Annotated in this window: 20 protein-coding genes and 1 tRNA gene; 16 read left to right on the forward strand and 5 right to left on the reverse strand. The window is 43.4% G+C overall.

Annotated features, from left to right (window positions below):
- Window positions 1-394 precede the first annotated feature (394 nt).
- The 4 genes from HGO97_RS14785 to HGO97_RS14800 all read left to right on the forward strand — a co-directional run bounded on the left by HGO97_RS14785 (window position 395) and on the right by HGO97_RS14800 (window position 4,113).
- Complete coding sequence (locus HGO97_RS14785; RefSeq protein WP_168866523.1) at window positions 395-757, forward strand: VOC family protein; 363 nt, start codon at window positions 395-397, stop codon at window positions 755-757.
- Window positions 758-818: 61 nt separating this feature from the next.
- Entirely contained in the window at window positions 819-1,193 is a 375-nt protein-coding gene (locus HGO97_RS14790) for an MmcQ/YjbR family DNA-binding protein (protein ID WP_168866522.1), read from the forward strand.
- 138 nt (window positions 1,194-1,331) lie between these two features.
- Window positions 1,332-2,870, forward strand: coding sequence for an asparagine synthase (glutamine-hydrolyzing) (asnB, locus tag HGO97_RS14795; protein ID WP_216243128.1), 1,539 nt, complete (start codon window positions 1,332-1,334; stop codon window positions 2,868-2,870).
- 202 nt (window positions 2,871-3,072) lie between these two features.
- Complete coding sequence (locus HGO97_RS14800) at window positions 3,073-4,113, forward strand: ROK family transcriptional regulator (RefSeq protein WP_216243130.1); 1,041 nt, start codon at window positions 3,073-3,075, stop codon at window positions 4,111-4,113.
- 83 nt (window positions 4,114-4,196) lie between these two features.
- On the opposite strand, the gene HGO97_RS14805 is transcribed toward HGO97_RS14800, so the two are convergent.
- The gene (locus tag HGO97_RS14805) at window positions 4,197-7,433 is read right to left on the reverse strand and encodes an ATP-binding protein (RefSeq protein ID WP_216243132.1); all 3,237 of its coding nucleotides are present in this window, start codon (window positions 7,431-7,433) and stop codon (window positions 4,197-4,199) included.
- Between the two features lie 414 nt (window positions 7,434-7,847).
- On the opposite strand from HGO97_RS14805, the gene HGO97_RS14810 reads away from it, so the two are divergent.
- The 3 genes from HGO97_RS14810 (at window position 7,848) to HGO97_RS14820 (ending at window position 10,976) form a co-directional block, all read left to right on the forward strand.
- A complete protein-coding gene (locus HGO97_RS14810) occupies window positions 7,848-9,230 on the forward strand; it encodes an alanine/glycine:cation symporter family protein (RefSeq protein WP_216243134.1) in 1,383 nt (460 codons plus the stop codon).
- A gap of 256 nt (window positions 9,231-9,486) precedes the next feature.
- Window positions 9,487-9,921, forward strand: coding sequence for a hypothetical protein (locus HGO97_RS14815; RefSeq protein WP_216243136.1), 435 nt, complete (start codon window positions 9,487-9,489; stop codon window positions 9,919-9,921).
- A 134-nt stretch (window positions 9,922-10,055) separates the two neighbouring features.
- Window positions 10,056-10,976 carry an aldo/keto reductase gene (locus tag HGO97_RS14820; protein WP_216243138.1) on the forward strand — a complete coding sequence of 307 codons (921 nt, stop codon included), beginning with the start codon at window positions 10,056-10,058 and terminating at the stop codon, window positions 10,974-10,976.
- Window positions 10,977-11,074: 98 nt separating this feature from the next.
- Here the strand turns inward: HGO97_RS14820 and carB are convergent, their stop codons facing one another.
- Window positions 11,075-14,299 carry a carbamoyl-phosphate synthase large subunit gene (gene carB, locus HGO97_RS14825; protein ID WP_216243141.1) on the reverse strand — a complete coding sequence of 1,075 codons (3,225 nt, stop codon included), beginning with the start codon at window positions 14,297-14,299 and terminating at the stop codon, window positions 11,075-11,077.
- A gap of 273 nt (window positions 14,300-14,572) precedes the next feature.
- Between carB and HGO97_RS14830 the strand changes: the two genes are divergently transcribed.
- Window positions 14,573-15,337: a MerR family transcriptional regulator gene (locus HGO97_RS14830; RefSeq protein WP_216243143.1), complete on the forward strand. Its 765-nt coding sequence runs from the start codon at window positions 14,573-14,575 to the stop codon at window positions 15,335-15,337.
- A gap of 138 nt (window positions 15,338-15,475) precedes the next feature.
- Here the strand turns inward: HGO97_RS14830 and HGO97_RS14835 are convergent, their stop codons facing one another.
- Window positions 15,476-16,210, reverse strand: a complete 735-nt coding sequence (locus HGO97_RS14835) for an ATP-binding protein (protein WP_216243145.1) — start codon at window positions 16,208-16,210, stop codon at window positions 15,476-15,478.
- Window positions 16,211-16,417: 207 nt separating this feature from the next.
- On the opposite strand from HGO97_RS14835, the gene HGO97_RS14840 reads away from it, so the two are divergent.
- The 3 genes from HGO97_RS14840 to HGO97_RS14850 all read left to right on the forward strand — a co-directional run bounded on the left by HGO97_RS14840 (window position 16,418) and on the right by HGO97_RS14850 (window position 19,742).
- Window positions 16,418-17,074 carry a Crp/Fnr family transcriptional regulator gene (locus HGO97_RS14840; protein ID WP_216243146.1) on the forward strand — a complete coding sequence of 219 codons (657 nt, stop codon included), beginning with the start codon at window positions 16,418-16,420 and terminating at the stop codon, window positions 17,072-17,074.
- A 302-nt stretch (window positions 17,075-17,376) separates the two neighbouring features.
- A complete protein-coding gene (locus HGO97_RS14845; RefSeq protein ID WP_216243148.1) occupies window positions 17,377-18,177 on the forward strand; it encodes a tyrosine-protein phosphatase in 801 nt (266 codons plus the stop codon).
- A 155-nt stretch (window positions 18,178-18,332) separates the two neighbouring features.
- Complete coding sequence (locus tag HGO97_RS14850) at window positions 18,333-19,742, forward strand: amidophosphoribosyltransferase (RefSeq protein WP_216243150.1); 1,410 nt, start codon at window positions 18,333-18,335, stop codon at window positions 19,740-19,742.
- Window positions 19,743-19,831: 89 nt separating this feature from the next.
- Here HGO97_RS14850 and HGO97_RS14855 read toward each other — a convergent pair whose 3' ends face one another.
- Window positions 19,832-20,134: a DUF6465 family protein gene (locus HGO97_RS14855; RefSeq protein WP_216243152.1), complete on the reverse strand. Its 303-nt coding sequence runs from the start codon at window positions 20,132-20,134 to the stop codon at window positions 19,832-19,834.
- Window positions 20,135-20,365: 231 nt separating this feature from the next.
- On the opposite strand from HGO97_RS14855, the gene HGO97_RS14860 reads away from it, so the two are divergent.
- Window positions 20,366-22,534, forward strand: a complete 2,169-nt coding sequence (locus tag HGO97_RS14860) for a putative bifunctional diguanylate cyclase/phosphodiesterase (RefSeq protein ID WP_246597467.1) — start codon at window positions 20,366-20,368, stop codon at window positions 22,532-22,534.
- Window positions 22,535-22,583: 49 nt separating this feature from the next.
- Here the strand turns inward: HGO97_RS14860 and HGO97_RS14865 are convergent, their stop codons facing one another.
- Complete coding sequence (locus HGO97_RS14865) at window positions 22,584-22,820, reverse strand: hypothetical protein (RefSeq protein WP_216243154.1); 237 nt, start codon at window positions 22,818-22,820, stop codon at window positions 22,584-22,586.
- Between the two features lie 190 nt (window positions 22,821-23,010).
- Here HGO97_RS14865 and HGO97_RS14870 point away from each other — a divergent pair.
- From HGO97_RS14870 to HGO97_RS14885, 4 genes are all read left to right on the forward strand, one after another.
- Window positions 23,011-23,081 (forward strand) — tRNA-Gly (locus HGO97_RS14870).
- A gap of 166 nt (window positions 23,082-23,247) precedes the next feature.
- Window positions 23,248-23,850 carry a flavin reductase gene (locus HGO97_RS14875; RefSeq protein WP_216243156.1) on the forward strand — a complete coding sequence of 201 codons (603 nt, stop codon included), beginning with the start codon at window positions 23,248-23,250 and terminating at the stop codon, window positions 23,848-23,850.
- Window positions 23,851-24,203: 353 nt separating this feature from the next.
- Entirely contained in the window at window positions 24,204-24,836 is a 633-nt protein-coding gene (locus HGO97_RS14880; RefSeq protein ID WP_216243158.1) for a YesL family protein, read from the forward strand.
- Window positions 24,837-24,854: 18 nt separating this feature from the next.
- Entirely contained in the window at window positions 24,855-25,364 is a 510-nt protein-coding gene (locus HGO97_RS14885; protein WP_216243160.1) for a YcxB family protein, read from the forward strand.
- Window positions 25,365-25,381 lie beyond the last annotated feature (17 nt).

Below are 25,381 nucleotides of genomic sequence, written 5' to 3' on the forward strand. Positions count from 1 at the left end.
ATGATAACATTAGCTCGTATAGGCAGGATAATATGGATATATCAAATAATCAAAAGAACGAGAAACATTACAGAGAATAATTCCTAAACAAAAAGCGTTAGTCTTTGTAGAATTTGAATAAGCAATGCAAGGACAAACTGAAAAAAGAGTCAGCGGAGAGCGTATACGTTTTCCTCTGACTTTTTTCAATTTAGCCTTATGCGGCGAAAGTCATCGTCCTATTCAGCGGACATAGATATTTACAGAAAAGTATGATAAGATAAATCATTAGAGCATGTAGTTCGAACAACCCCGGATAAGCTTAAATGCACGAACCAGAGATACATTAAGAAGTAAGCAGGTTTATCAATGAAGATAGTGATAGTTTCTCAGATTACAGCCAAGGAGGATTGAAATGAAGCTTAAAAATATTTTGATTGTTACCACTGATATGGAACGCTCAAAAAAGTTTTATAAAGACCTATTTGGTCTTGATGTCATTTTAGATAATGACGGAAATGTCATTCTGACAGAGGGATTAGTACTTCAAGACAAAAAGATATGGGAAGCTTTTATCGCCAAAGATGTGACTTTCGAAAATAACTCTACTGAATTATACTTTGAAGAAAAGAACATTAAAGAATTTGTAAAAAAACTGGATTCCTATGAAATGCCTATCGTATATGTGAACAGGCTTATGCAGCATTCATGGGGCCAATGGGTGGTTCGATTTTATGATCCCGACGGGAATCTGATTGAAGTTGGAACACCTATGTAAAAAAGCTCATTGTAGTGAGCGGTTAAGCTTGAAGATACGTCAAGATATAAAAGGGTGAAAAATGAATAGAAAAGAAGTATTTGAATGGGTTATGGAAGCCTATGGGACAGAGCCAGATTATCCGTGGAAGGATAGCAATGCAGTACTTCGGCACAAGCACAATAAGAAATGGTACGGAGTCATACTGGAAGTATCCTATAAGAAGCTGGGGTTCGACGAAAGTGGAAGAGAACTGGGGACAAATGAGGATGAAGTGACGGATGTCCTGAATGTAAAATGTGATCCGATGATGATAGGTTCCCTGCGGCAGCAGCCGGGATATTTTCCGGCATATCACATGAATAAGGAGAAGTGGATCAGTATTTTACTCGATGGAACAGTACCACAGGAGAATATAAAGAGCCTGTTGGAAATGAGCTTTGAATTGACGAAATAGAATCCTGAATGAGGGGGGGAACACCTAAATTAGTGGGGGAAGTTGCCCTCTTTTTGATATTATGCTAAAATGTACAGGTAAAAAATGAAAGAAACTAAAAAACAATAGAAAACTCAATAAAAACGAGAGGACGAACTTATGATAAAAATCCAAGAATACAGCGGACACATCCGCAATTGGGAAGCCCTTTGCAAGGAGCTTAGTATTGATTCTACTTTATCCAGGGAAGACCGAGAGGCAGCAATTTTAGTAAAAGCATATGAGACATGGGGATACGAGATGGGGAACCACATGCATGGTATGTTTGCATTTGCACTCTGGGACGAGGAAGAGAAGAAGCTATTCTGTCTGCGGGATCAATTCGGAACAAAGCCATTCTATTATTATGAGACTGCTGAGGGAAAGCTCTTTTATGGTACATCCATTCGTAAGATCATGGAGCAGCCTGGCTTTGTGAAAGAGCTGAACGAAGAGATGCTGCAGTTATATCTGAGCTTGACTTACGTAGCGGGAGAAAATACATTTTTCCGTGGTTTAAAGAAGCTGATGCCGGGACGTTATCTGATCTGGCAGAACAGGAAGCTTACAATAGAACGTTATTGGTCACCAGAATTCCATCCAGATGAGAGTAAGTCCCTGGAAGATTGGGCAGACGAGATTCATACGACGCTGCAGAAGGTACTTAAGGAAGTGAAGACAGAAGATGAGGAAGCCGATTCTTTCTTATCGGGCGGAGTAGACTCTTCTTATGTACTGGCGATGTCGGATGCCAAGATGGCGGATTCCTGTGGTTATGAGGAGGAGCGCTTTGATGAATCAAAGCTGGCACAAGCCACAGCGGATATTCTGGGACGTAAGATGTCCAGATGCGTAATTACTCCAGAAGAATACTTTGGTGCAGTTCCTTATGTGATGTATAATATGGAACAGCCTTTGGGAGATGCCTCCGCTATCGTATTCGCATTGGGATGCAGGGCAACGGCACAGCATACTAAGCTTTGTTATTCTGGCGAGGGCGCAGATGAGTTTTTTGGCGGATACAATATGTACCGCAATGCAGAGCGTTATGGGGAGAATCTCAAGACATTTTATGTTGGCAACACCAACATCATGAAAGAGGATGAGAAGAAGAAAATCCTGAAAAAGTATGACCCGGATGTTCTTCCGATTGAACTGGCCGCGTCGATTTATGAAGAGACAGAGGGCTTGGACCCACTGACAAAGATGTCCGATGTGGATATCCAGATCTGGCTGGAAGGAGATATCTATTTTAATGTAGATAAGATGAGTACGGCTGCAGGCCTGGAAATCAGAATGCCGCTGACAGATACCAGGATCTTTGATATTGCATCCCGTATGCCTTCTAAATATAAGGTGAATGAGGAGCAGAACAAAGTCGCATTCCGCACTGCAGCTGCGAAAGTGCTGCCGGAAGAGATTGCATTCCGTAAGAAGTTAGGATTCATTGTGCCGATCCGTATCTGGATGGCTGATGACAGATACAATCAGGATGTCCGTGAGAAGTTCCACAGTGAGATGGCAGAGAAGTTCTTCAATGTAGAGGAAATCAATGCGATCTTTGATGATTATGTAGGTGGAAACTCTGACAACTGGAGAAAGATTTGGACAATCTATACCTTCCTCGTATGGTATGAAGAATATTTTGTAAAGCGTTAAGATGAAAAACTTACCGGGTTTCAGGAAAGTCTGAAACCCGGTAAGTTTTTTATATAGAAGGTGTCTTTATTCGAATTGACATAACTCTTTGACTAGACTATACTTATATCATAAACTTATAAAAGTATTCAACATAAGTTCTGGTATATGGATATATGTAAATTCACAGACTTAAGATTCCAGTAAATCAGGGGGTATCCGTATGGATCAATTAACGGCAAAGCCGCAGGTTCTCAAACAGGCCAATCTTTCTATGATTCGTAAGACACTTAAAGAAAAAGGTTCGGCAACCCGGGCGGAGATTGCGGGTGCAACACAGATCAGTTCTACGACAGTCCGCTCCATTCTGTCAGAGATGATTGAAAATGATGAGATTGAAAGCATTGGTCACGATGCGTCCAGTGGAGGGCGTAAGGCAGAGCGTTACCGTCTGCGTCCAGACCGCTATCATGGTGCTGTTTTCTGTATTTCCGGGCAGGAACTGCACAGCCTTTTGATCAATGCCTGTGGAGAGATTCAGGAGACATTCTGTCTGGAGGTGCCTGATAGGAATTTTGAACGTGAGATGACTTCTGTTTTAGATGACCTGACTTCGAGGATAGAGATAAGAACAATAGGTATTGGGGTTCCTGGCATCGTGGAGGGTGGTTCGTATTGGAAAAAGAACCTGACAGATGATAAGCTGTACCGGGTGGATATTGGAGAACGGATATCTGAAAAATATAAGATTCCCGTTGTGTTGGAAAATAATTTGAATGCTACGACGATTGGGTTTGTAAAATGTTATCAAAATCAGTACCCCAAAGAGCCGTCCGAGGGAATTAATATGGCATATCTACATTTCTCGAAGGGTTGTGTCAGTGCCGGATTCATTGCGGGAGGCCGGATAATACGGGGAAATAGTAATTTTGCGGGAGAACTGGGGCTGATTCCGATTGAGGACGGACGCACTCTGGATGAATGGATGGCAGATACATTGGATGATGTTCAATATACCAGGCTGATGGCGAAGATCATTTATTGGGTATGCGGTATATTGAATCCGCAGTACATAGCTCTTGCGGGGGAAGATTTAAGAAAGGATTGTATCGGACCGATCAGCGATACGGTTTTTTCCTATCTGTCTCAGCCAATGATGCCTGAAATTCTTTATTCATCGGATGTCTGGATGGATTTTCATCATGGCATGTCTCTATTGACAGCAGGGAAAATGTTTGAGGAGGTTCAACTCATCAAGGAGTAGGGAAGAAGAAAACGCATAGCTGGCTTGATGGTATCAGACCATAGCCGCTATGCGTCGTTTTTATATACAGTAAGCTTGGAAAATCACGATTCGTCGCTGTGGTACAGTGTCTTAGACAGCGTTTCCAACATCTTAGCAACGTCCAGAGGTTTGGCAATATGTCCATTCATTCCCGAAGCAAGAGCCTTATTGATATCTTCTGTAAATGCATTGGCAGTCATCGCAAATATAGGGATCGTCTTTGCCTGTGGGTGGTCAGAAGCACGAATATGTTCAGCCGCTTCATAACCATCCATAACAGGCATCTGGATATCCATTAGAATCAACTGGTAGGTGTCAGGCGCTGAGGAGGAAAATTGTTCGACCGCATCCTTTCCGTCGACCGCACAGTCTACCTTAAAGCCAACAGAGGTCAGGATTTCAGCAGCAATTTCCCGGTTCATTTGATTATCCTCTGCCAACATAAGGCGCATACCTGTAAACTGAAAGGGCGGATTTTTAGAATCCTCAGATGCAGTTCCACAGTTGTCAGCCTGATTGCCTGGTTCAGGTGTACTGTGGACCAGTTCAAAGGGAAGATTCACTGTAAACGTAGTCCCCTCATTTAGTTTGCTCTTTACCGTAATAGTTCCATTCTTGATATTGACCAGATTTTTTGTAATGGACATTCCAAGACCGCTGCCGCCATAACGCCGGGCAATAGATGCATCATGCTGTTCAAAGGGATCGAATAGATGCGTAAGATACTCCTGTGACATCCCGATTCCTGTATCGGTTACTTCAAAACAATAGTAGACCTGTCCATCCTGCTGTCCTGTCCTCTTGACACGAAGTATTACTTTCCCGTGAGGCGGCGTGAATTTAATGGCATTGGATAAGAGGTTAATCAGTATTTGGTTGAGCCTCAGCGGATCGCCCATGATATAGACCTTTTCATCTTTGTCGATCTGCACCTGAAAATCCAGTTCCTTATTCCATGCCTGGGTCTCAAACATCTTCTGGACGGCGAGAATTTCTTCTGTTAATTCAAACTGGACTCTCTCCAAATGAAGCTTTCCACTTTCAATTGCAGCCATGTCCAGTACGTCGTTGATAATCGATAAAAGCTGGTGTGCAGCAATATCTGACTTGTCCATATAGTCCTTTATCTTTTCAGGGTCATCCACATGTTTCCTGCCAATTTCCAGATAACCGATAATGGCATTAAGCGGTGTACGCATCTCATGAGACATTCTGGATAAGAAACTGCTCTTTGTCTCACTGGCCTGCTGGGCGGCTGCAAGCGCATCCTGCAGGACTTTTCTTTGTCTTGCTTCTGTCTGTTTCGCACTATCAATGTCATGACCAAATATCATGATACTGTTCGGATGCATGGAATCCCTTGCCAGACCCTGGATCGTGAAGGCATACCAATGTGGAGAGGGATCATCCCGCAGGACACGGCATTCAAAATAAAATTCAGTGCCCTGATCAATCAGGGAATTCATATATTCCGGGGTCAGTTTACTGTTCAGCTTTTCTGCATCCTCCTGACAGACTGAGCCAGAGAGTCTATTCAGTTGCTCCTTTGTGATCGGCGTTATATTTACCACACCGTTCTGCGCAGTATAATACCAGCTTTTTCCCTCTTTTAGGTCGAGCTCAAGAACCAGGTCATTCATTCTGCAGACATAGGAAATAAAACGCTCAAATTCATTCAGCCGTGCCTTCTCGCTCTTCCTTCCTTTATTTTTATAGAGTAGAATGATAATAATCAGAGCGGTTATAAATAAAAAAGCTAGAACCGCGGCCGTAATGAGTGGATGACTCCTTAAAAAGGAGGATACATTCTGTTCTTTGGGCGGAAACTTGGTATCAGCTTCAATCAGTTCATTGAGTTCTTCCTCACTAATGCTCTGCAGGGATTTCTCAAGAATTGGAAGCAGCCGCTCATCTTGTGTATTATTTACAGCAATTGCAAAGTCATTCGTATAACCGGGTATTTCTTTAGCAACTAAATTATTTTCTAAATCATTATATAGAATGGACTGGGCAATATAGGAGTAAAAAAAGACAGCATCTTGTTTATGTTCCCGGACTGCCTGGGTACATTCCTCTATTGTGTCATAATAGGTGATTGCGTCAGGAGGGAAATACCTTTCTGCATATGTCAGTGTTACATCCGCATTCTTTAAAGCCGCTAAGGTGGAAACTTTACCGGAAAAATCCTTCTGTGTAATCTGAAAGATGGGGGCAGTCATATAGGGCTTGGTCAATTTGTACCCTAGCTTTTCGGCCCGGTTAAAATCAACGCTTGAATCCAGAGCAATATCATAGCTGCCGCTGTTAAGAAGATTCTGATATTCCTCCCTGCTTTTGATCTCTGGAATTTCATAAGGAATTCCAGAGCGGTTGAGGACCTGCTGTCCTAAATGGGCGAACACGCCCTGCGCCTGTCCATTCTCGAACCAGGATAAAGGAGTACGGTCTGGATTCAGCAGAACCTTCAAGGGAGTTCCTTTGTCCTTACATTCCTGGATATAAGATTGCTCATCCACCGTAAAGGCAATTTCTTCTCCACTGGCGGGAATATAATATTTCTGATATAATTCCTCCTCCAGGTTGGGATGGTAACGTTTCACCTGTTTGATTGCATCATTGACATCCTCTAAGAGCCGTGTGTCATCCTTTCTGACAATGGCATAAAAAGGAGAAGAAGCGAATTCATCCAGAACCCATTCGTTTTCGATTTTCCTTAATGTGCTTGTAACAGCCGCGTCAAGCTCACCATCCATAAGAGCAGCTTCTAAATCTTCTATATTGTTGAAATAGACAGGAGTATAATCAAAACCATGTTCTGCGGCATATGCCTCGAAGAGTTTATTTCTGGAACGTCCTTCAATCAGCCCTACCTTCATGCCGTTAAAGTTCTCATAATCTCCGGCAAGATACTTTGTATTTCTTGCCTTTACTGTGAAAATGAGAGAACTGTAACCAATCGGGTCATTAGAGAAGGCAAATCTTTTTTCCAGTTCTGGAGTTTTTTGGACGGAAGTCAAAAGATCGATCTCACCGGCTTCCAACATTCCCAGCATATCCTTCCAGCTCTTGTCATATCCTACATAATCGTAACTCCAGTCTTCATAATTAGACATATATTGTAAATAGTCATAGCCATAACCGCTGCGGATTCCATGATCATCCATCATGTGATAGCCAGAAAATGCAAAAAAGCCCGCTTTCACCTTATGTGAGGATGCTGAGGCGGCAACAGGAAGGCACAGGAGACAGCATAAGATAAGACAGAGAAAGATACCAAGCAATTTTTTTGTCTTTTTCATAGGAAGTACCCCCGCTTTATTTTCACGAATTCTAGTTTTTCCATTCCTTCATATTGTACCAAACAAATATGAAAAAGTACAGAATGTCATCAGAGGGAAACAGCCTGATTTTAACTACTGTGAGATAGAAAATTTTATGGTGATATTGCAAAATACAATAAAATTATTTATGAGATGGTAAAAGTGCACAAATCGAAGTTTTCTTGGACAGATTGTTAATTTATTGCCAAAGTGGCGTGTTTACTGGGAAAACGAGGAAAAAGGCAGGGGTTTAAATTATAAAAATTTTATTAAATTTCTGTGCAATTCCCCAACTTGAATTACGGGCAATAATATTATATTATTTTATGTGATAGGAAAAAATTATGGGTTTATAGAATGAGACTATAATCCGGAGAACAGGGGGAATAGCGAGTGGAATTATTAAACGACATTGTGTTAAAGGTGAATGATTTTCTAACGAGTTATCTGCTGATCGTAGTACTTGTCGGAGCAGGCGTCTGGTTTTCGATCCGAACAGGATTTGTCCAGATCAGAGGCTTTAAGGAGGGCTGGGACCGTACATTTGGAGGGCTCTTTAAGAAGCAGGGAGCAGCGGGCAAAGACGGTATGTCTTCTTTCCAGGCATTGGCAACGGCAATCGCAGCACAAGTTGGAACAGGGAACCTTGCAGGAGCAGCGACAGCTATCGCAGTTGGAGGACCCGGAGCAATTTTCTGGATGTGGGTCAGCGCATTTTTTGGAATGGCAACCATTTATGCCGAGGCCATGATGGCTCAGAAGTATAAAGTAGTCGGCAAAGATGGTGCAGTTACAGGAGGTCCTGTATACTACATAAGAGCAGCTTTCCATGATAACGCATTTGGTAAAGCTCTTGCAGGCATCTTCGCAGTTTTGATCATCCTTGCATTAGGATTCATGGGCAATGCAGTACAGTCCAACTCCATTGGAGATGCATTCCATGGTGCATTCGGAATCAATCCGATCATTGTAGGCGTGATTATTGCAATCCTTGCATTTCTGATTTTTGCAGGCGGAATCAAACGTATCGCATCTGTTACAGAGAAGATTGTGCCAATCATGGCATTATTCTATATTATTGGTTCATTGATTGTAATTATAGCAAATATCCAGAATCTTCCTCTGGCATTTAAGGAGATTTTCGTAGGCGCATTTGCACCTCAGGCAATCGGCGGCGGTGTCCTTGGAGCAACCATCCAGAAAGCAATGCAGAAGGGTGTTGCACGTGGACTGTTCTCTAACGAAGCAGGTATGGGTTCTACACCTCATGCACATGCGATTGCTAAGGTTGACCATCCGGCAGAGCAGGGATTCGTAGCTATGATCGGTGTATTTATTGATACATTCGTAATCCTGACATTAACAGCACTTGTCATCATTACGACACGTTCCGTAACTCCTGATGGATCACTTACTGGAACAGCACTTACACAGGCTGGTTTTACAGCAGTATTCGGTAGATTTGGATCTATCTTTATTGCAATCTGTATGTTCTTCTTTGCTTTCTCTACCATTATTGGATGGTATTTCTTTGGAGAAGCAAATATTAAATACTTATTTGGACCGAAAGCAGTAAAGGTTTACACTGTATTAGTGTGTGTATGCGTAGTTCTTGGTTCAGTAGCAAAGGTAAGCCTTGTATGGGATATGGCAGACTGCTTCAACAGTATGATGGTTATTCCGAATATCATTGGACTTCTCTTCTTGAGTAAGATGGTTAAGAGCGTTCATGACGATTACTATCACAACTTCAAACCAAATAAGTTGAAAAAATAATTCTTAGTAAATGTAATGCAAGAGCAAAAGGTAGGAATGTGTTCTGCTGCTATGGTAAAAATCCGTAATGGATCAGGTAAGTAGTTTAGGCGTAGGATCAGAGATGGTCTTACGCCTTTTTGATATGGAGATATCTGGCTGACCGGAACCAAATTTCAATGTTTCCCAATGGAGAATTTTGAGTATTTATTGTGGGAAGGAATATTTTTACAGAAATTTAGCACAATAAGCGAAAAAGGGAAAGAAGGAATCAGGCATGGAAGATCAGACAGTTCAATTATTAGAGGAGTGCAGTAAGGGCTGTAAGATGGGACTTGACAGTATCGGTCAGGTACAGGATTTTATTACGGAAGATGAAAAATTGAAAAAGGTCATAGACCGTTATCACGAGAAATACAGGACGCTGGATGAAGAAACAGCAAGGCTGCTTGGACAGTTCGGGGAGCAGGACAAAGAGCCTGGAATCATGGCGGCCGCTTTTTCCTGGATGACAACGGAGATGAAATTGATGTTAAAGGGAGACCGCAGACAGGTCGCAAAGCTGATGATGGACGGCTGCAATATGGGTATCAAGTCGATCAGTGAAGCAATCAACGAAAACCGTGAGGCATCAGAGCAGGCCAAATCGATTGCAAGAAAACTTGTAAAAGAATTAGAGGAATTCATGAAGGATATGAAGGAATTTTTGTAACAAGGATTTTCGAGTATCGGCGAAATCATCTGTAAAGTTCCGGTTCTTTTCATATGCCCCTTGACGGATATATTTTGGAAAGCATATAATAGTAGAAACACAAATCCAACATGATGTGCAGGAGGATACAAGAGATGAAAAGAATGACATTGGGGACCAGCAGTCTGGAAGTTCCAGTAATAGCAGCAGGGTGTATGAGAATTAATGCTCTGGATGAAGAGGGTCTTGAGGATTATATAAATAAATGCATGGAACTTGGGATGAATTTTTTTGAACATGCGGATATTTATGGGAATGGTAAGTGTGAATCTCTGTTCGCAGAGGCATTTGAGAGAACGGAGTTCAGGCGTGAGGATATCATTCTCCAGTCCAAATGCGGGATTGTTCCGGGTGTAATGTATGATTTCTCGAAAGAGCATATTCTTAAATCTGTAGAGAACAGCCTGAAGCGTTTGAATACAGATTATCTGGATGTTCTGGTGCTTCATAGGCCGGATGCTCTTGTAGAGCCGGAGGAGGTCGCAGAGGCGTTCGATCTACTCAACGCATCAGGAAAGGTCCGCAATTTTGGAGTATCTAACCATAAGCCGATGCAGATAGAGCTTCTTAAAAAGTATGTAAAGCAGGATATCGTGACAGATCAGCTTCAGCTTAGTGTTCCATTTTCGAATATGATTGCCAATGGTCTGGAAGTGAATATGCTGACAGACTGTGCAGTTGACAGAGATGGAAGTATCCTGGATTACTGTCGTCTAAAGGATATGACGATTCAGGCATGGTCACCGTTCCAATATGGCTTCTTTGAAGGCGTATTTATAGGAAGCGATAAGTACCCGGAACTGAATCAGCAGCTTGAGGATCTGGCAGAGCGTTATGACGTAACGCCTACAACGATTGCGGCTGCATGGATATTAAGACATCCGGCACATGTACAGATGATTACAGGTACAACGAATCTGAACAGGCTGGAGGATATTGCGCAGGCAAGCGAGATTAATCTGACACGTGAAGAGTGGTATCAGATTTATTTGAGTGCAGGACACATCCTGCCATAGGAGATACGGACAGCTTAATGTTTTCCATCTGTTTCGAACATAAGAATATCAGAAAGGGCGGCACATGGATCTGTGCCGCCCTTGATTTCTATCTGTTTTTATTTATCTGTAATTTCGCTGTGAAGTTCTTGAAGGGATTTCACATCCCCATTCCCGTGTTCTTTGACATATTTGATTCCCTTAGCGGTAGCTCTTGCTGCGGCCATGGTAGTCATGTACGGAATCTTTCCCTTAATTGCTGCTTTTCTCAGATAGCTGTCATCGTGTGCACTATCCTTACCGACCGGGGTATTGACGATCAGGTCAATCTTTCCATTGGTGATCAGATCCAGGATGTTCGGTCTTCCTTCGTAAAGCTTCTTCACCTTTTCTGCTTCAATTCCGTTTTCACGGATCAGGTCATAAGTGGTTCCTGTCGCTACAATTTTGAAGCCATCCTCAGCAAAGCTCTTTGCAATTTCTACGACCTCCGGTTTATCCTTGCGGCTGACAGATATCAGTACGGTTCCCTCCAGTGGAAGTCTGGTCTGTGTCGCTTCCTGAGCCTTATAGAAGGCTTCTCCATAGGAGGCAGAAAGTCCGAGTACTTCACCTGTGGAACGCATCTCTGGTCCGAGTACCGGGTCTACTTCCTGGAACATATTGAATGGGAATACGGCTTCCTTGACACCGTAATTCGGAATATTCTGCTCCTTCAATGACGGCACCGGTGACGGTCTTCCAGTCAGTTCAGAGGTGATGATATCGGTAGCAAGCGGTACCATACGGATATTGCATACCTTAGATACAAGCGGTACGGTCCTGGATGCACGCGGGTTAGCCTCTAATACATAAACCTTACCATTCTCGATTGCATACTGCATATTCATCAGACCTTTGACATGCATCTCCTCCGCGATCTTTCTTGTATACTCTTTGATCGTCCGTACATTTTCCTCTGAAATATGCACAGAAGGGATAATACATGCGGAGTCACCTGAATGCACACCTGCAAGTTCAATATGCTCCATAACAGCAGGTACGAAGGCATGGGTTCCATCACTGATCGCATCTGCTTCACATTCCATTGCATGGTTCAGGAAACGGTCGATCAGGATCGGACGGTCAGGAGTTACGCCTACAGCAGCCTGCATGTAGTTGACCATACTCTCATCATCGTATACGACTTCCATTCCGCGTCCGCCTAATACATAGGAAGGACGTACCATAACCGGATATCCGATCTTTTGAGCAATAGCGATCGCCTCGTCCACGTTAACAGCCATTCCAGATTCCGGCATCGGGATTTCCAGTTTTTCCATCATAGCACGGAACAGGTCACGGTCTTCTGCCAGATCGATGACTGAAGGAGCGGTTCCTAAAATCTTCACACCATTTCTTTCGAGGTCAGCGGCTAGGTTCAGAGGTGTCTGTCCACCGAACTGTGCGATGACTCCGACTGGTTTTTCTTTCTTGTAGATGCTTAAGACATCTTCCAGAGTCAGTGGTTCAAAGTACAGCTTGTCGGAAGTATCATAATCTGTGGAAACGGTCTCAGGATTACAGTTCACGATGATCGTCTCAAATCCAAGCTTCTTTAACGCAAGGGAAGCATGTACGCAGCAATAGTCGAACTCGATGCCCTGTCCGATACGATTCGGTCCGCCGCCAAGAATCATGATTTTTGGCTTATCCTCATTTACCGGGTTCTTATCTTCTGCATTATAAGTTGAGTAGTAGTATGCACTGTCTTCTGTACCGCTTACATGTACGCCCTCCCAGGCTTCCTCGACACCGATTTCGATACGGCGGTTTCTGATCTCATCTTCTGGAACTTCCAGGATCTGACTTAAGTATTTATCAGAGAAGCCGTCCTTCTTCGCAGCAGTCAGCATCTCGTCAGAAGGCAGATGGCCTTTTTCTTTTGACAGGGCCTCTTCTTCCTCGACTAATTCCTTCATCTGTGTGATGAACCATTCTTTTACCTTCGTGATCTCGTGGATTTCTTCCACTGTAGCTTTCTTGCGCAATGCCTCATACATGATGAAATGGCGCTCACTGGATGGGGTGATGAGCATATGGAGAAGTTCTTCCTTTGTCTTAGAAGCAAAATCCTTCGCATATCCCAGACCATATCGTCCAGTCTCCAGGCTTCGGATGGCTTTCTGGAATGCTTCCTTATAGGTCTTGCCGATGCTCATGACTTCGCCGACAGCACGCATCTGTGTACCGAGCTTATCTTCAACACCTTTGAATTTTTCGAATGCCCAGCGTGCAAACTTGATTACGACATAGTCTCCGTCTGGGACATATTGATCTAAGGTTCCGTATTTACCACATGGGATATCCTTCAAGGTCAGGCCAGTAGCCAGCATTGCAGATACCAGGGCAATTGGGAAACCAGTAGCCTTGGATGCCAGGGCAGAAGAACGGGAAGTTCTTGGGTTGATCTCGATAACGATGATACGGTCGCTGACTGGATCGTGTGCAAACTGTACGTTCGTACCACCGATGACCTGAACAGACTCTACGATCTTGTATGCCTGCTCCTGAAGGCGTTTCTGGCATTCCTCGGAAATCGTCAGCATCGGAGCAGAACAGAAGGAATCTCCTGTATGTACACCGAGCGGGTCAATATTTTCGATGAAGCAGACCGTGATCATGTTACCGTCTTTGTCACGGACAACCTCTAGCTCCAGCTCTTCCCATCCAAGGATGGATTCCTCGACCAGCACCTGTCCTACCAGGCTGGCCTGCAGACCACGTGCACAGACTGTCTTTAACTCGTCTCTGTTATAAACAAGGCCGCCGCCGGCACCGCCCATGGTGTAAGCAGGGCGCAGTACCACTGGATATCCGAGCTCATCTGCAATCTTAAGTGCTTCCTCAACAGTGTAGGCAACTTCACTGCGGGCCATCTCGATTCCCAGCTCGTTCATCGCCTTCTTGAATTCGATACGGTCCTCCCCGCGTTCAATGGCATCGACTTGAACACCGATGACCTCTACATCGTATTTTTCCAGAACACCTGCTGCTGCAAGCTCTGAACATAAATTCAGTCCAGACTGGCCGCCAAGATTCGGGAGCAGCGCGTCAGGACGTTCCTTTGCGATAATCTGTTCCAGGCGATCCACATTCAGCGGTTCGATGTAAGTAACATCTGCTGTCTCCGGGTCTGTCATAATAGTCGCCGGATTGGAGTTCACCAAAACAATTTCATAACCTAATTTTCTTAATGCTTTACAAGCCTGAGTTCCGGAGTAGTCGAACTCACATGCCTGACCAATGATGATTGGACCTGATCCAATGATTAGTACCTTGTGAATGTCTGTTCTCTGTGACATACTTTGTCCTCCTATTTATTTTTAATTTGTGAAATAGCATAACCTGTCAGATATCATTATAGTAGAGGAAGGTGGTGGAAGTAAAGAAAATTATGGCGAAGAATGTAGGATATTGTAAAAAAATGTGCATTGCAGCGTGATATATAAAGGGGTATGATAAAATTTAATAAGCCATTATAATAAATAGAAAAATGTTGAAAAATGTGAGGAATCATGCTTGACTTTGACGCAGCGTCAACTGATATAGTCAAATCACGGCAGGAGGGAATGCAGATGGAATACAGTATTAGGGAAGTATCAGAAATCGCAGGTATCAGTGCACGTACCTTGCGGTATTATGACAGTATCGGATTATTAAAGCCGGCTGGAATCCGGGATTCTGGATACCGTTATTATGGAGAGCGGGAGTTGGAGATACTGCAGCAGATTTTATTTTACAGGGAGCGCGGTTTTAAGCTGGAACAGATCGCGGAAGTTCTATACAGCGAGGAGTTTGATGTGATGAGCGCCCTGCGTGAACATCTGGAAGAACTGGAAAAGGAACAGGCCCATATCCACAGCATGATCACTACCGTGAAAAAAACGATTGCATCAATGAAAGGAGAGATTAAGATGAATAATCGGGAAAAATTTGAGGCATTTAAAAAAGATGCTGTTCAGAAAAATGAAGAGACCTATGGTCCGGAAATAAGAAAAAAATATGGAGATGAGGAAGTGGATGCATCCAATCAGAAGATGCTCAATATGACAGAGGAAGAATATCAGCGTTTCGATGGACTTTCGAAGGAACTCAATACCTGTCTTAAGTCAGCCGTCCAGGCAGGCGAAAAACCAGAAGGAGAAGCGGGAAGGAAGGCTGCCGGACTCCATAAGGAATGGCTTAAGATGACATGGAAGACTTATTCTGTAGAGGCTCATAAGGGTGTCGCACAGATGTATACGGAGGATGAACGGTTCACAAAATATTATGACAGTGAAGTATCGGGATGTGCAGCATTTTTAACTGACGCCGTGAAGTATTGGGCAGAAAAACTTTAAAAGAAACGAATAAAAACATCAGCTTGTGTCAGTCGGTCAGACACAGAGCTGATGTTTTTTTCGTGCAAGACTGAGGTGAATTTAGGGCAGCCTAAAAAGACCTGAAAAAACGAGGTGTCTTTTTTGGGGGGTATCCTTTTACTCCAATATTCTGCCGTCTGTTGATATCGTGACAACCTGCCAGGGAATCATTTTCTCGCTGTCCTTAAGGGCTTTCTTCACGGCCATCTCCAGGCCGCCGCAGCATGGGACTTCCATGCGGACAATCGTTACATTTTTTATGGAATTTAGACGAAGGATTTCTGTTAATTTCTCTGAGTAATCAACACTGTCCAACTTGGGGCAGCCGACCAGTGTAATCCTGCCGCGCATGAAGTCCTCGTGGAAAGCTGCGTATGCATAGGCGGTACAGTCCGCTGCGACCAAAAGCTTTGCTTCATGGAAATAAGGAGCGTTGATAGGAGCAAGCTGAATCTGTACCGGCCATTGGCGGAGCTGGGATTTGGCGCCTGTTAAGGGCGCAGCAGATGTGTCACAGCGGCTTTGGGCAAAAGACGGCTTCTCTTCATCGCTGTCATGCTTGAGTTCGCGTGCCATTGTTCCGGGGCAGCCGCACGCAAGGGGCTGTCCATGTTTCTCTGCCTGATGCTTTTTGACCGCCTCCTCATCATAGGCGGCAGCTTCGCGTTCAACAAAGCTGATGGCATTGGCCGGACAGGCCGGGAGGCAGTCACCGAGGCCGTCGCAGTAGTCGTCCCTTAACAGACGGGCTTTCCCGTTCACCATCCCGATTGCACCTTCGTGGCAGGCATCGGCACATAAACCGCAGCCATTACATTTTTCCTCATTGATTTCTATAATTTTCCTGATCATAATTAATTCCTCCTTAAAATGAATTTGTTTTCAATAAAAGCTCTGAAATAAATATTGGATTGGGCGATGCCTGGTTACTGTTCACTCGCAAGAGTGTATGATTCTGGGCAACATACTGACACTGCCTTGATTCGGTATTCGTATTGTACTATACTTGAGAAGAAAATAGCGTTGTTTTAACAACAAAATTGAAAAAAGGTGAAAAAAATGGACTATCAGTTTATCGCAGAAACGGACCTGTTTGAGGGATGTACGACCAGACAGACGGAAGAGATGCTGAGCTGCCTTGGCGCACAGGAAAAAACTTTTCCTAAGGAATGTATGATCTACCACACCGGCGAGGAGGTACATCATATGGGACTACTGCTGTCTGGTGGCATTAACATAGTAAGGACGGATGTGTGGGGAAATCAGAATATCATCGGGCATATCGCCCCGGGGGAGGTATTTGCGGAGACATATGCTTGTATCTCCGGGGAGCCCTTGCTGGCCGATGTGGTGACAGTCAAACCTTCCGAGGTCTTGTTCCTGGATGTTTTTAAGGTGATGAGCACGTGTGCCTCATCATGTAGTCACCATCAGAGATTGATCCGTAATCTGGTGACGATCATGGCCTCCAAAAATTTGAATCTGACACAGAAAATAAATCATATCACGCCGAAAACGATTCGGGAACGGTTGTTGTCCTATCTGTCACAGGAGGCAGTGCGTCAAGGGAAGGAAAGCTTCGATATTCCCTTTAACCGTCAGCAGATGGCGGATTATCTGTCTGTGGAGCGCAGCGCGCTTTCTGCGGAACTTTCTAAAATGCAGAAAGACGGACTTCTGACTTATCAGAAAAATCACTTCACCCTGAATGGATGACAGCTCTGGAAAAGACAAGCAGGACTGGAAAAGGAAAACAGCTTTAGAAAAAATAAGCTTCTTGTATAAGAGGTAGAAACGAACTATAATAAGAAAGGCGGATGCCGCTGGAGCTGATCAGGAAGAAGAGCGCTTTACTTTAGATGCTCCGGTATGGATATGTGCTTTAAAAAATAAAATATATATTTATTGGGCTACTAATATTTAATTAGATATACTTATTGGACTACAGATGTTCAATAAGGTATACTTATTGAATCGCTAATGCCTAATAAGATACAAAAGAAAGAGGAGTGGCAGATATGGATTACAAATCAATTGGTCTTACTGGAGTTGGAAATGCAAGGCAGCTTGGCGGATACATTGGGGCAGACGGAAGAAAAGTCAAAGAGAATCTGCTTTTACGCACAGCACAACTGGCTGATGCCAGTACAGAAGATCTGAAACACCTCAAAGAGATATACCATTTGAGTGACGTGGTAGATTTTAGGACAACGCTGGAAAGAGATGCAAAACCGGATCCGGAGATAGAGGGGGTATCCAATTATCACCTGCCGATTCTGGATGAGTCGTCCAAGGAAAGCGCTGGAATGGCGGCTGCAGCAGCGGGCGGTGCATTTTCACTGGATAAGGTCATGGAATTCGTGGAAGCAGGAGCTCTGGAAAATATGTATGTGGACATTGCAGTCAGCCCGTATTCCCAAAAGCAGTATACTCATTTTCTGCAGATTCTTGTGAATCATAAGGAGGGAGCTATCCTGTGGCACTGTGCAGGCGGTAAAGACAGGGCCGGTCTGGGGACTGTTTATGTTCTGGCAGCTTTAGGAGTGGATAGAGAGACAATCCTCGCAGACTATATGATGACAAATCATTATTATCAGGAGGATATTGCCAAATTCGAACAGTATATCTTAAGTCAGGGTTATCCAAAAGAGACTGTCAAGGCTGCAAGGGCAATGGCTGGGGCTGAGCAGGCGTATCTGGAAAAAGCACTGGCGGTCATTGATGAAAAATATGGTTCTATGGATGCTTATTTGGAGTGTCAACTCGGGCTTTCTGTAGAGAATAAACAAAAACTTCGGGATAGATATCTGGAAATCTAACAGTCTGTTACTTTACGTTTTAAAGTCAGATGTGTTAAACTGTATGCTGATGCGGGCCGGCTTCACAGATCACACTCTATCCTTATGAAAAATGTATAGCAGTACAATGCCTGCAGTGTACCGATGAAAATTAATTGTGAGAAGGAGAATGAAAAATGGGTGGTTTTTTTGGTGTGGCTTCAAAAACGAATTGTACATTGGAGCTGTTCTATGGGGTGGACTACCATTCTCATCTGGGGACGAGAAGAGGTGGAATGGCAACATATGGAGAAGACGGATTTCAAAGAGCAATTCACAATATTGAGAACTCCCCGTTCCGTACCAAGTTTGATAAAGATGTGGAAGAATTAAAAGGAAATCTTGGAATCGGGTGTATTTCTGATTATGAACCACAGCCGCTGTTGATCCAGTCACATCTGGGAAGTTTTGCAATTACGACAGTCGGAAAGATCAATAACATGGACGAGCTGTTAGAGAAGGTCTATGAAAACGGACATACACATTTCCAGGAGATGAGCGGCGGACAGATCAATGCGACAGAGCTGATTGCATCCCTCATCTGTAAAGCGGATACAATCGTGGATGGAATTCGTTATGTACAGAAGCTTGTAGATGGTTCTATGACCATACTTCTGATGACGCCGCAGGGGCTGTATGCTGCCAGAGACCGGTTTGGACGAACCCCTTTAGTAATCGGAAAGAAAGAAGATGCTTTCTGTGTTTCCTTCGAGAACTTTGCATATATCAATCTGGGCTACAGTGATTATAAAGAGCTTGGCCCGGCAGAAATTGTGTTCATTACACCAGATAGTGTAGAGACTGTCAGCCCTGCGGGAGAAGAGATGAAGATCTGTTCCTTCTTATGGGTTTATTATGGATATCCGACTTCCTCATACGAGGGCGTGAATGTAGAAGAGATGCGCTACAAATGTGGAAGTATGCTGGCAAAAAGAGATGGTGACAGCGTATCACCAGATGTGGTAGCCGGAGTACCGGATTCAGGAATCGCACATGCCATCGGCTACGCCAACGAGTCAGGAATTCCTTATGCAAGACCATTTATTAAATATACACCGACCTGGCCGCGTTCCTTCATGCCGACGAACCAGAGTCAGAGGAATCTGATCGCGAAGATGAAGCTGATTCCTGTACAGGCATTAATCGAGGATAAGAAGCTGCTTCTGATCGATGACTCTATCGTAAGAGGAACACAGTTAAGAGAGACAACGGAATTCCTCTATCAGAGCGGGGCAAAAGAGGTACATGTCCGTCCGGCATGCCCGCCGTTGCTCTTTGGCTGTAAATATCTGAATTTCTCACGTTCTAAGTCCGAACTGGATCTGATTACGAGAAGGATCATTGCAGAACGAGAGGAAGAAGTTACACCAGAGATTTTAGCAGAATATGCAGATCCATGTTCCAAACGTTATGAGGAAATGGTAGAAGAGGTGCGCAGACGCCAGAATTTCACAACGCTGCGTTATCACAGACTGGATGATATGATTGAGTCTATTGGACTCCCGGCATGTAAGCTCTGTACCTATTGCTTTGACGGAAAAGAATAAAATAAAAAATTAATTACAAAAACCCCCGGCAGATTCAAATCTGGTATGTTACCAGAATAAATCTGCCGGGGGTTCGTGCTATAATCGGATTAAAGTTCGATATGTCCGCTGACACCTTCATAGGTGTAATAAGCCTTTTTATCTTCTGGTTTGAGATAAACGGATAACTTTCCGTCAACAGTGATCTCGATGCCGTCAGCCTTACATTTTTCTTTGATCTTTTCGACAATCTCCTTTTCCAGATATTCCTGATCGTGATATTGGATAAAGAAATCTACCTGTTCACAGTGTTCCTTAGGCTGTGCCTGTACTAGTGAAACGGCTGCTATGGTAGTATTGGCGGTGTTCTCATTTTGTCTTTTCAGTCTTTTCTTATCGATTCTTTTGCTCATTTTCCTTACTCCCTTTTTCTATGTATGATGGAATTATAGTACTTTTGGGCGAATAAGTCAAAGTGTGGATGCTTAAAGGAGACCATTTTCAGAAGCCGGGGCAGGAATAAATTTGAGTTTATCTATCAAATTACCTTGAAATATTGTATAATAGAAACAATATCGGCGTACAGTGCAGCAAAAGGCGAAGGAACCAAAAGGAGCTGGATGCTCCGCAGCGTCATGTGATAAATGCAGAAAGACAAGTTAGGTGGATTTATGATCGAGAGAGAAAAGATTTATCCGATTATCGTGGATGAAAGTGAAAATGTGGTTTATATTTCTGATCCAGAGACTTATGAAGTGGTTTATCTGAATCAGGCGATGAGGGAGACGTTAGATATGGAACCGGGGGAGGAATATACGGGACGGCTCTGCTATGAGTTGTTTCAGGGACTCGATTCACCATGTCCATTCTGTACCAATGCATGTCTTTCTAAAGATCGTTTCTATACCTGGAAGCACTACAATGAGAAGTTAAAAACGTATTTCATTCTTCGGGATAAGCTGGTCGAGATTGATGGGCGCGATTACCGGCTTGAGATCTGTGTAGACATTACAGAGAGTGAGGTCCAGCATCAGAATTTGGAACAGCAGCTTTCCATTGAGGAGACTTTAGTGCAATGTATCCATACTCTTTCAGAGAATGAGGATATGGATATGGCGATCAACAGTCTTTTGGAAATAATAGGTAGATTCTATCAGGCTGACAGATCCTTTATATTTGAGTATAATCAATGGAACAATACGGTATCTAATACTTATGAGTGGTATAGAGAGGGTGTGGAATCAGATCTGCCCAAGCTGCAGAATCTGCCGGCAGGACTGGTGGAGCAGTGGAAGAAGACGTTCGCAGATTCAGAAGTATATTACATTTTACCTAACAATGAGGAGATATCCGGGGAAATTCCAGATCTTCTGCACAAGTTCCATGTGCACAGCCATATGGCGGCGCCAATCTGGGAGGAGAAATCCGATGCTTATCAGGGGGAACGCAGACTTTCAGGCTTTATAGGTGTGAATAACCCTTCCAGGGGGATTGAACATATTAAGCTTCTTCAATCGGTCGCATTTTTTGTCAGTAATGATATTTATAAACGCCGTATGTTCAATAAAATGGAGGAGTTGAGCCATTTGGATGCTCTGACGGGGCTGGGGAACCGGAACTATTACCTGGAGAGAGTGGAAGAACTCAAACAGGCCCGGCTTGAGTCCTTGGGAGTTGTATTTATTGATATTAACGGTTTAAAATATGCCAATGACCATTATGGACATCCTTACGGAGACGAGATGATTCAGAGCGTGGCACATGGGATACGCAGGGTGTTTCCAGAATATGCCTACCGAATCGGTGGAGACGAGTTTATCGCTCTTTTTGTCAACGGGACAAAGGAAGAGTTCGAGCAGAGGCTGGATACACTGAAAAGGTATGCAGAGAACGAATGTATCTGCGATTTCTCTATGGGTGTTAACTTTGGTGAGGGCAAGATCAATATTGATGAGCAGATCGGTTACAGCGATAGTATGATGTATGTTGAAAAGCAGGTCTATTATGGCTCAGTAATAGATGGCAGGAGGCAGCAGCATAAGGCATTGGCCAGAAAGCTTGTGCGCGAGATAGAGGCAGGAAATTTTGAAATTTTCCTGCAGCCCAAGATTCATTTGGATACCGGTGAGATGGTGGGGGCGGAGGCCCTGATGCGCCGCCAGGGGGAAGAAGGGGAGATGCTTCTTCCAGATCGATTCATCTCTTTATACGAGTCTGAGGGAGTAATCCAATATCTGGACTGCTATGCTTTTGAGGAGGTATGTAAGATGCTTGCTGTTTGGCTGGAGAAGGGCGGAACACCAGTGCCGATTTCTGTGAATTTTTCAAGAGTCAGCCTGATGGGAAGCGATGTTGTCAAACATCTTGCTGAGCTTCGTGATCGGTACGGCGTACCGTCTGAACTTCTGGTGATCGAGGTCACGGAGAGCATCAGTCAGATGGAACCAAGGGCGTTAAGAAGTTTGATGGATGATTTTGAAAAATATGGCTTTGTAGTGTCTTTGGATGATTATGGATATCAGTATTCCAATCTTGCAATTCTGATCAATATGAATTTTGTAGAACTAAAGCTGGATAAAAGTCTGGTGGATGATCTGGCAGAGAATCCGAAGGCAAGAATTGTTGTTGAAAATTCCATTGATATGTGCAGACGGCTGAATCAGGTGATTTCCACAGCGGAAGGAATTGAGAATGAAGAACAATTATCTATTTTGAAAGAATTCCACTGTAATGTAGGGCAGGGATACTTCTTTTCAGAGCCACTGCCCAAGGAAGTGTTCCTCAAAAAGTTCGGCGGATGTCATAGCTTTTGACCTGATTCGAATGACGGATGACCAGCAGAATGAATTTGGCTGTTACAGCCTATGGATTCATCTGCTGGATCATCTTCATAAGTTCAATATCGTCTGCTTTCAACTTGATATTTGAAGTGTAATTCTTTCCCTCCGGGGAGGTTACCGTGATTTCAATGACCGTACCTTCTGTCAGTGCATCCTGTGAGACCGCTTTTACAAATAGAGGGAACTTTGGATGATTGTTGCGAAATTGGTCAATGCTGCTTTTGAACTTCTGGAGCATGGCAATCTGATTAAGATTCATCTTTCGAACTCCTTTCTCTATAGGGTAGTTGTTTTATATAATATAGAACAAATTAACCAGCTTGACAAGTAGAAAAGGGGGCCTTATTTACTTTGAAAATTGCTGAATAGCAAAAAAATTAAAAAAATTTAATTTAGGTATTGCATTTTGAAAAAAGTTATGATATGATATCACTCGTGTCAGAGATGACGCGGGTGTAGTTCAATGGTAGAACACCAGCCTTCCAAGCTGGATACGTGGGTTCGATTCCCATCACCCGCTTCTTTTTTTTGCCGGGGAAGCCTTGAATATAAGGCTTCCTTTTTTTTCCATTTTTTCCTCTTGCAAAAACAGTCGGATGAATACGGCTGTTTTTTTGCAGTATATGTGGTATACTTTGTTTATGTATTTTGAGAACAAAAATCATCATTATTAAGGAGGAACAGGTATGAATAATACAGCAATGTTTAAACTGACATATGGCCTATTTGTTTTAACAGCAAAAGACGGCGATAAAGACAATGGATGTATCATTAACACGGCAATGCAGGTGACTGCTGAGCCGAACCGTATCATTATTGTTGTGAATAAGCAGAATTATACACATGATATGATCATGAAGACGAAGGAATTTAATGTTTCTATGATTGATACAGAGGCAGATTTCGAGCTTTTTAAGCACTTTGGATTCCAGAGCGGCCGGGATGTGGACAAGATGTCCGATGTTTCCTTCTCTCGCTCTAAGAATGGAGTTGCATATCTGAATGAGATGGTAAATGGATATATTTCAGGGAAGGTCATATCGACAACAGACCTCGGCAGTCATACGATGTTCCTGGCAGATGTTGTAGATGGAGATGTGCTCTCCGATTACGAGTCTGTGACCTATAGTTATTATCATAAAAATATCAAGCCCGCACCTCAGCCAGTAAAGAAAAAAGGATGGATCTGTAAAATCTGCGGCTATGTATATGAGGGAGAAGAGCTTCCGCCAGATTTCATCTGTCCGATCTGTAAACATCCGGCTTCAGATTTTGAACCAATTCAATAAAAGGGAAATAAGTATATAGGAGGAGTGACGATTTGTCAGTCCTCCTATATATATTTACCTTCTATTGCAGGATGCCTCCGGACTGTATCTGATCCTTTCTCTCCCGGCACAGCTTCTCAAGCCATTCCCAGGAAATATATTCATAAAAATTTCTTTAAAATGTATGTTGTGTCCTTGGTCCTTTTAAAGTATAATTACGGTATGTCTCGAAAGAGGCATTTTTCGACAGTATCTGTCAGATGGCTGCTATGAAGGCGGATGTTCCTCCTTGTGAGAAGGAATTTCACCACGGAGCAGCAGTCTGATGTGAATTGTGGAAGAAGAGGAAGAGATATCAAGAAAAGAGGAATACCATGAACTGGACGGACAACGTAGTAATGCGTGCATTGAGCAGGCTTTGTGATTTTATGCTTCTGAATATTCTTTGGGTAGTATGCTCAATCCCGCTTTTTACAATTGGAGCTTCAACGACGGCATTGTATACAGTCATGCTGAAGATTGTAAGGAATGAAGAGGGCTATATTGTGAAAGGCTTCTTCGGTGCCTTCAAGGAGAATTTTAAGAAGAGCACGATCATGTGGCTGATTTTAGCTGCTGTAGGAATTGTACTTGGGATTGACTCCCGGGTAGCAGCAGGGATGACATCCACGATGCGGATGATATTCCAGAGTGCTTTCATTATCTTTGGCATAGTGTGGGTATGTGTGGTCATTTATACATTCCCGCTGACAGCACGGTACGAGAACACCATCAAGAATACATTCAAGAATGCGCTGCTCTTATCGATCGCAAAGCTGCCGTATACGCTTCTGATGCTTGTGATCACGGTCGGTCCTGTACTCCTTACGCTGGTGAATTCAATGACATTGATGATTGGTCTGGCGTTGTGGCTTGTAGCGGGAGTCGCATTGGTCGCATGGCTGAATTCATTTTTACTGCGTAAGGTTTTTGAGATATTCCATACAGATGAAGAACAGGGAAAATAAAAGAGAGGTTATTGAACAATGGGGAATCGAGACAAAAAGTTTAAGGTACAGATGACAAAAGAGGCACTCTTCGATTTTATGCTGCATCATTCCTATTCAGGGCTGACAGGCATTTTTTCTATCGTGTTCTCTGTCGCATTTATTGTTGTTGGAGCTGTCATGTATTCCAATGGAAAGATCAGCATGAACTGGCTTGGAGCTCTGATTTTTATTGGAATCGCAATGGCTTTTTCAACACCTTTCCAGCTTCGGAATGATGCGGCAAGACAGATGAAGAATAATGCTCTTTACAGAGACCCGGTTTCTTATGGAGTTTCGGACAGAGGAATTGCTGTTAATCAGAACAAGAATAAGAAGTTTTTTACATGGAAGCAGATTATCAAGGTCCGTGTTACCAAGAAGGCAGTTGGGTTTTATTATGAAAAGCAGTTCGCGCTGGTTATGCCAAGAGAGGTTTTTGATCAGCAGGGGCTAAAAGAGATCGTTGAGGCGAATATGCCGGCAGAAGCAATCAAAGGATTAAAGTAAATTGGGGATATGCTTAA

It is taken from the genome of Faecalicatena faecalis, assembly GCF_012524165.2.
Taxonomy (GTDB): Bacteria; Bacillota; Clostridia; order Lachnospirales; family Lachnospiraceae; genus Faecalicatena_A; species Faecalicatena_A faecalis.

Bases quoted from the DNA above. Each gene is read 5' to 3' on its own strand.
- HGO97_RS14785 (WP_168866523.1), top strand. From the start codon at position 395: ATGAAGCTTAAAAATATTTTGATTGTTACCACTGATATGGAACGCTCA.
- HGO97_RS14790 (WP_168866522.1), top strand. From the start codon at position 819: ATGAATAGAAAAGAAGTATTTGAATGGGTTATGGAAGCCTATGGGACA.
- asnB (WP_216243128.1), top strand. From the start codon at position 1,332: ATGATAAAAATCCAAGAATACAGCGGACACATCCGCAATTGGGAAGCC.
- HGO97_RS14800 (WP_216243130.1), top strand. From the start codon at position 3,073: ATGGATCAATTAACGGCAAAGCCGCAGGTTCTCAAACAGGCCAATCTT.
- HGO97_RS14805 (WP_216243132.1), bottom strand. From the start codon at position 7,433: ATGAAAAAGACAAAAAAATTGCTTGGTATCTTTCTCTGTCTTATCTTA.
- HGO97_RS14815 (WP_216243136.1), top strand. From the start codon at position 9,487: ATGGAAGATCAGACAGTTCAATTATTAGAGGAGTGCAGTAAGGGCTGT.
- HGO97_RS14820 (WP_216243138.1), top strand. From the start codon at position 10,056: ATGAAAAGAATGACATTGGGGACCAGCAGTCTGGAAGTTCCAGTAATA.
- carB (WP_216243141.1), bottom strand. From the start codon at position 14,299: ATGTCACAGAGAACAGACATTCACAAGGTACTAATCATTGGATCAGGT.
- HGO97_RS14830 (WP_216243143.1), top strand. From the start codon at position 14,573: ATGGAATACAGTATTAGGGAAGTATCAGAAATCGCAGGTATCAGTGCA.
- HGO97_RS14835 (WP_216243145.1), bottom strand. From the start codon at position 16,210: ATGATCAGGAAAATTATAGAAATCAATGAGGAAAAATGTAATGGCTGC.
- HGO97_RS14840 (WP_216243146.1), top strand. From the start codon at position 16,418: ATGGACTATCAGTTTATCGCAGAAACGGACCTGTTTGAGGGATGTACG.
- HGO97_RS14845 (WP_216243148.1), top strand. From the start codon at position 17,377: ATGGATTACAAATCAATTGGTCTTACTGGAGTTGGAAATGCAAGGCAG.
- HGO97_RS14850 (WP_216243150.1), top strand. From the start codon at position 18,333: ATGGGTGGTTTTTTTGGTGTGGCTTCAAAAACGAATTGTACATTGGAG.
- HGO97_RS14855 (WP_216243152.1), bottom strand. From the start codon at position 20,134: ATGAGCAAAAGAATCGATAAGAAAAGACTGAAAAGACAAAATGAGAAC.
- HGO97_RS14860 (WP_246597467.1), top strand. From the start codon at position 20,366: ATGCAGAAAGACAAGTTAGGTGGATTTATGATCGAGAGAGAAAAGATT.
- HGO97_RS14865 (WP_216243154.1), bottom strand. From the start codon at position 22,820: ATGAATCTTAATCAGATTGCCATGCTCCAGAAGTTCAAAAGCAGCATT.
- HGO97_RS14875 (WP_216243156.1), top strand. From the start codon at position 23,248: ATGAATAATACAGCAATGTTTAAACTGACATATGGCCTATTTGTTTTA.
- HGO97_RS14880 (WP_216243158.1), top strand. From the start codon at position 24,204: ATGAACTGGACGGACAACGTAGTAATGCGTGCATTGAGCAGGCTTTGT.
- HGO97_RS14885 (WP_216243160.1), top strand. From the start codon at position 24,855: ATGGGGAATCGAGACAAAAAGTTTAAGGTACAGATGACAAAAGAGGCA.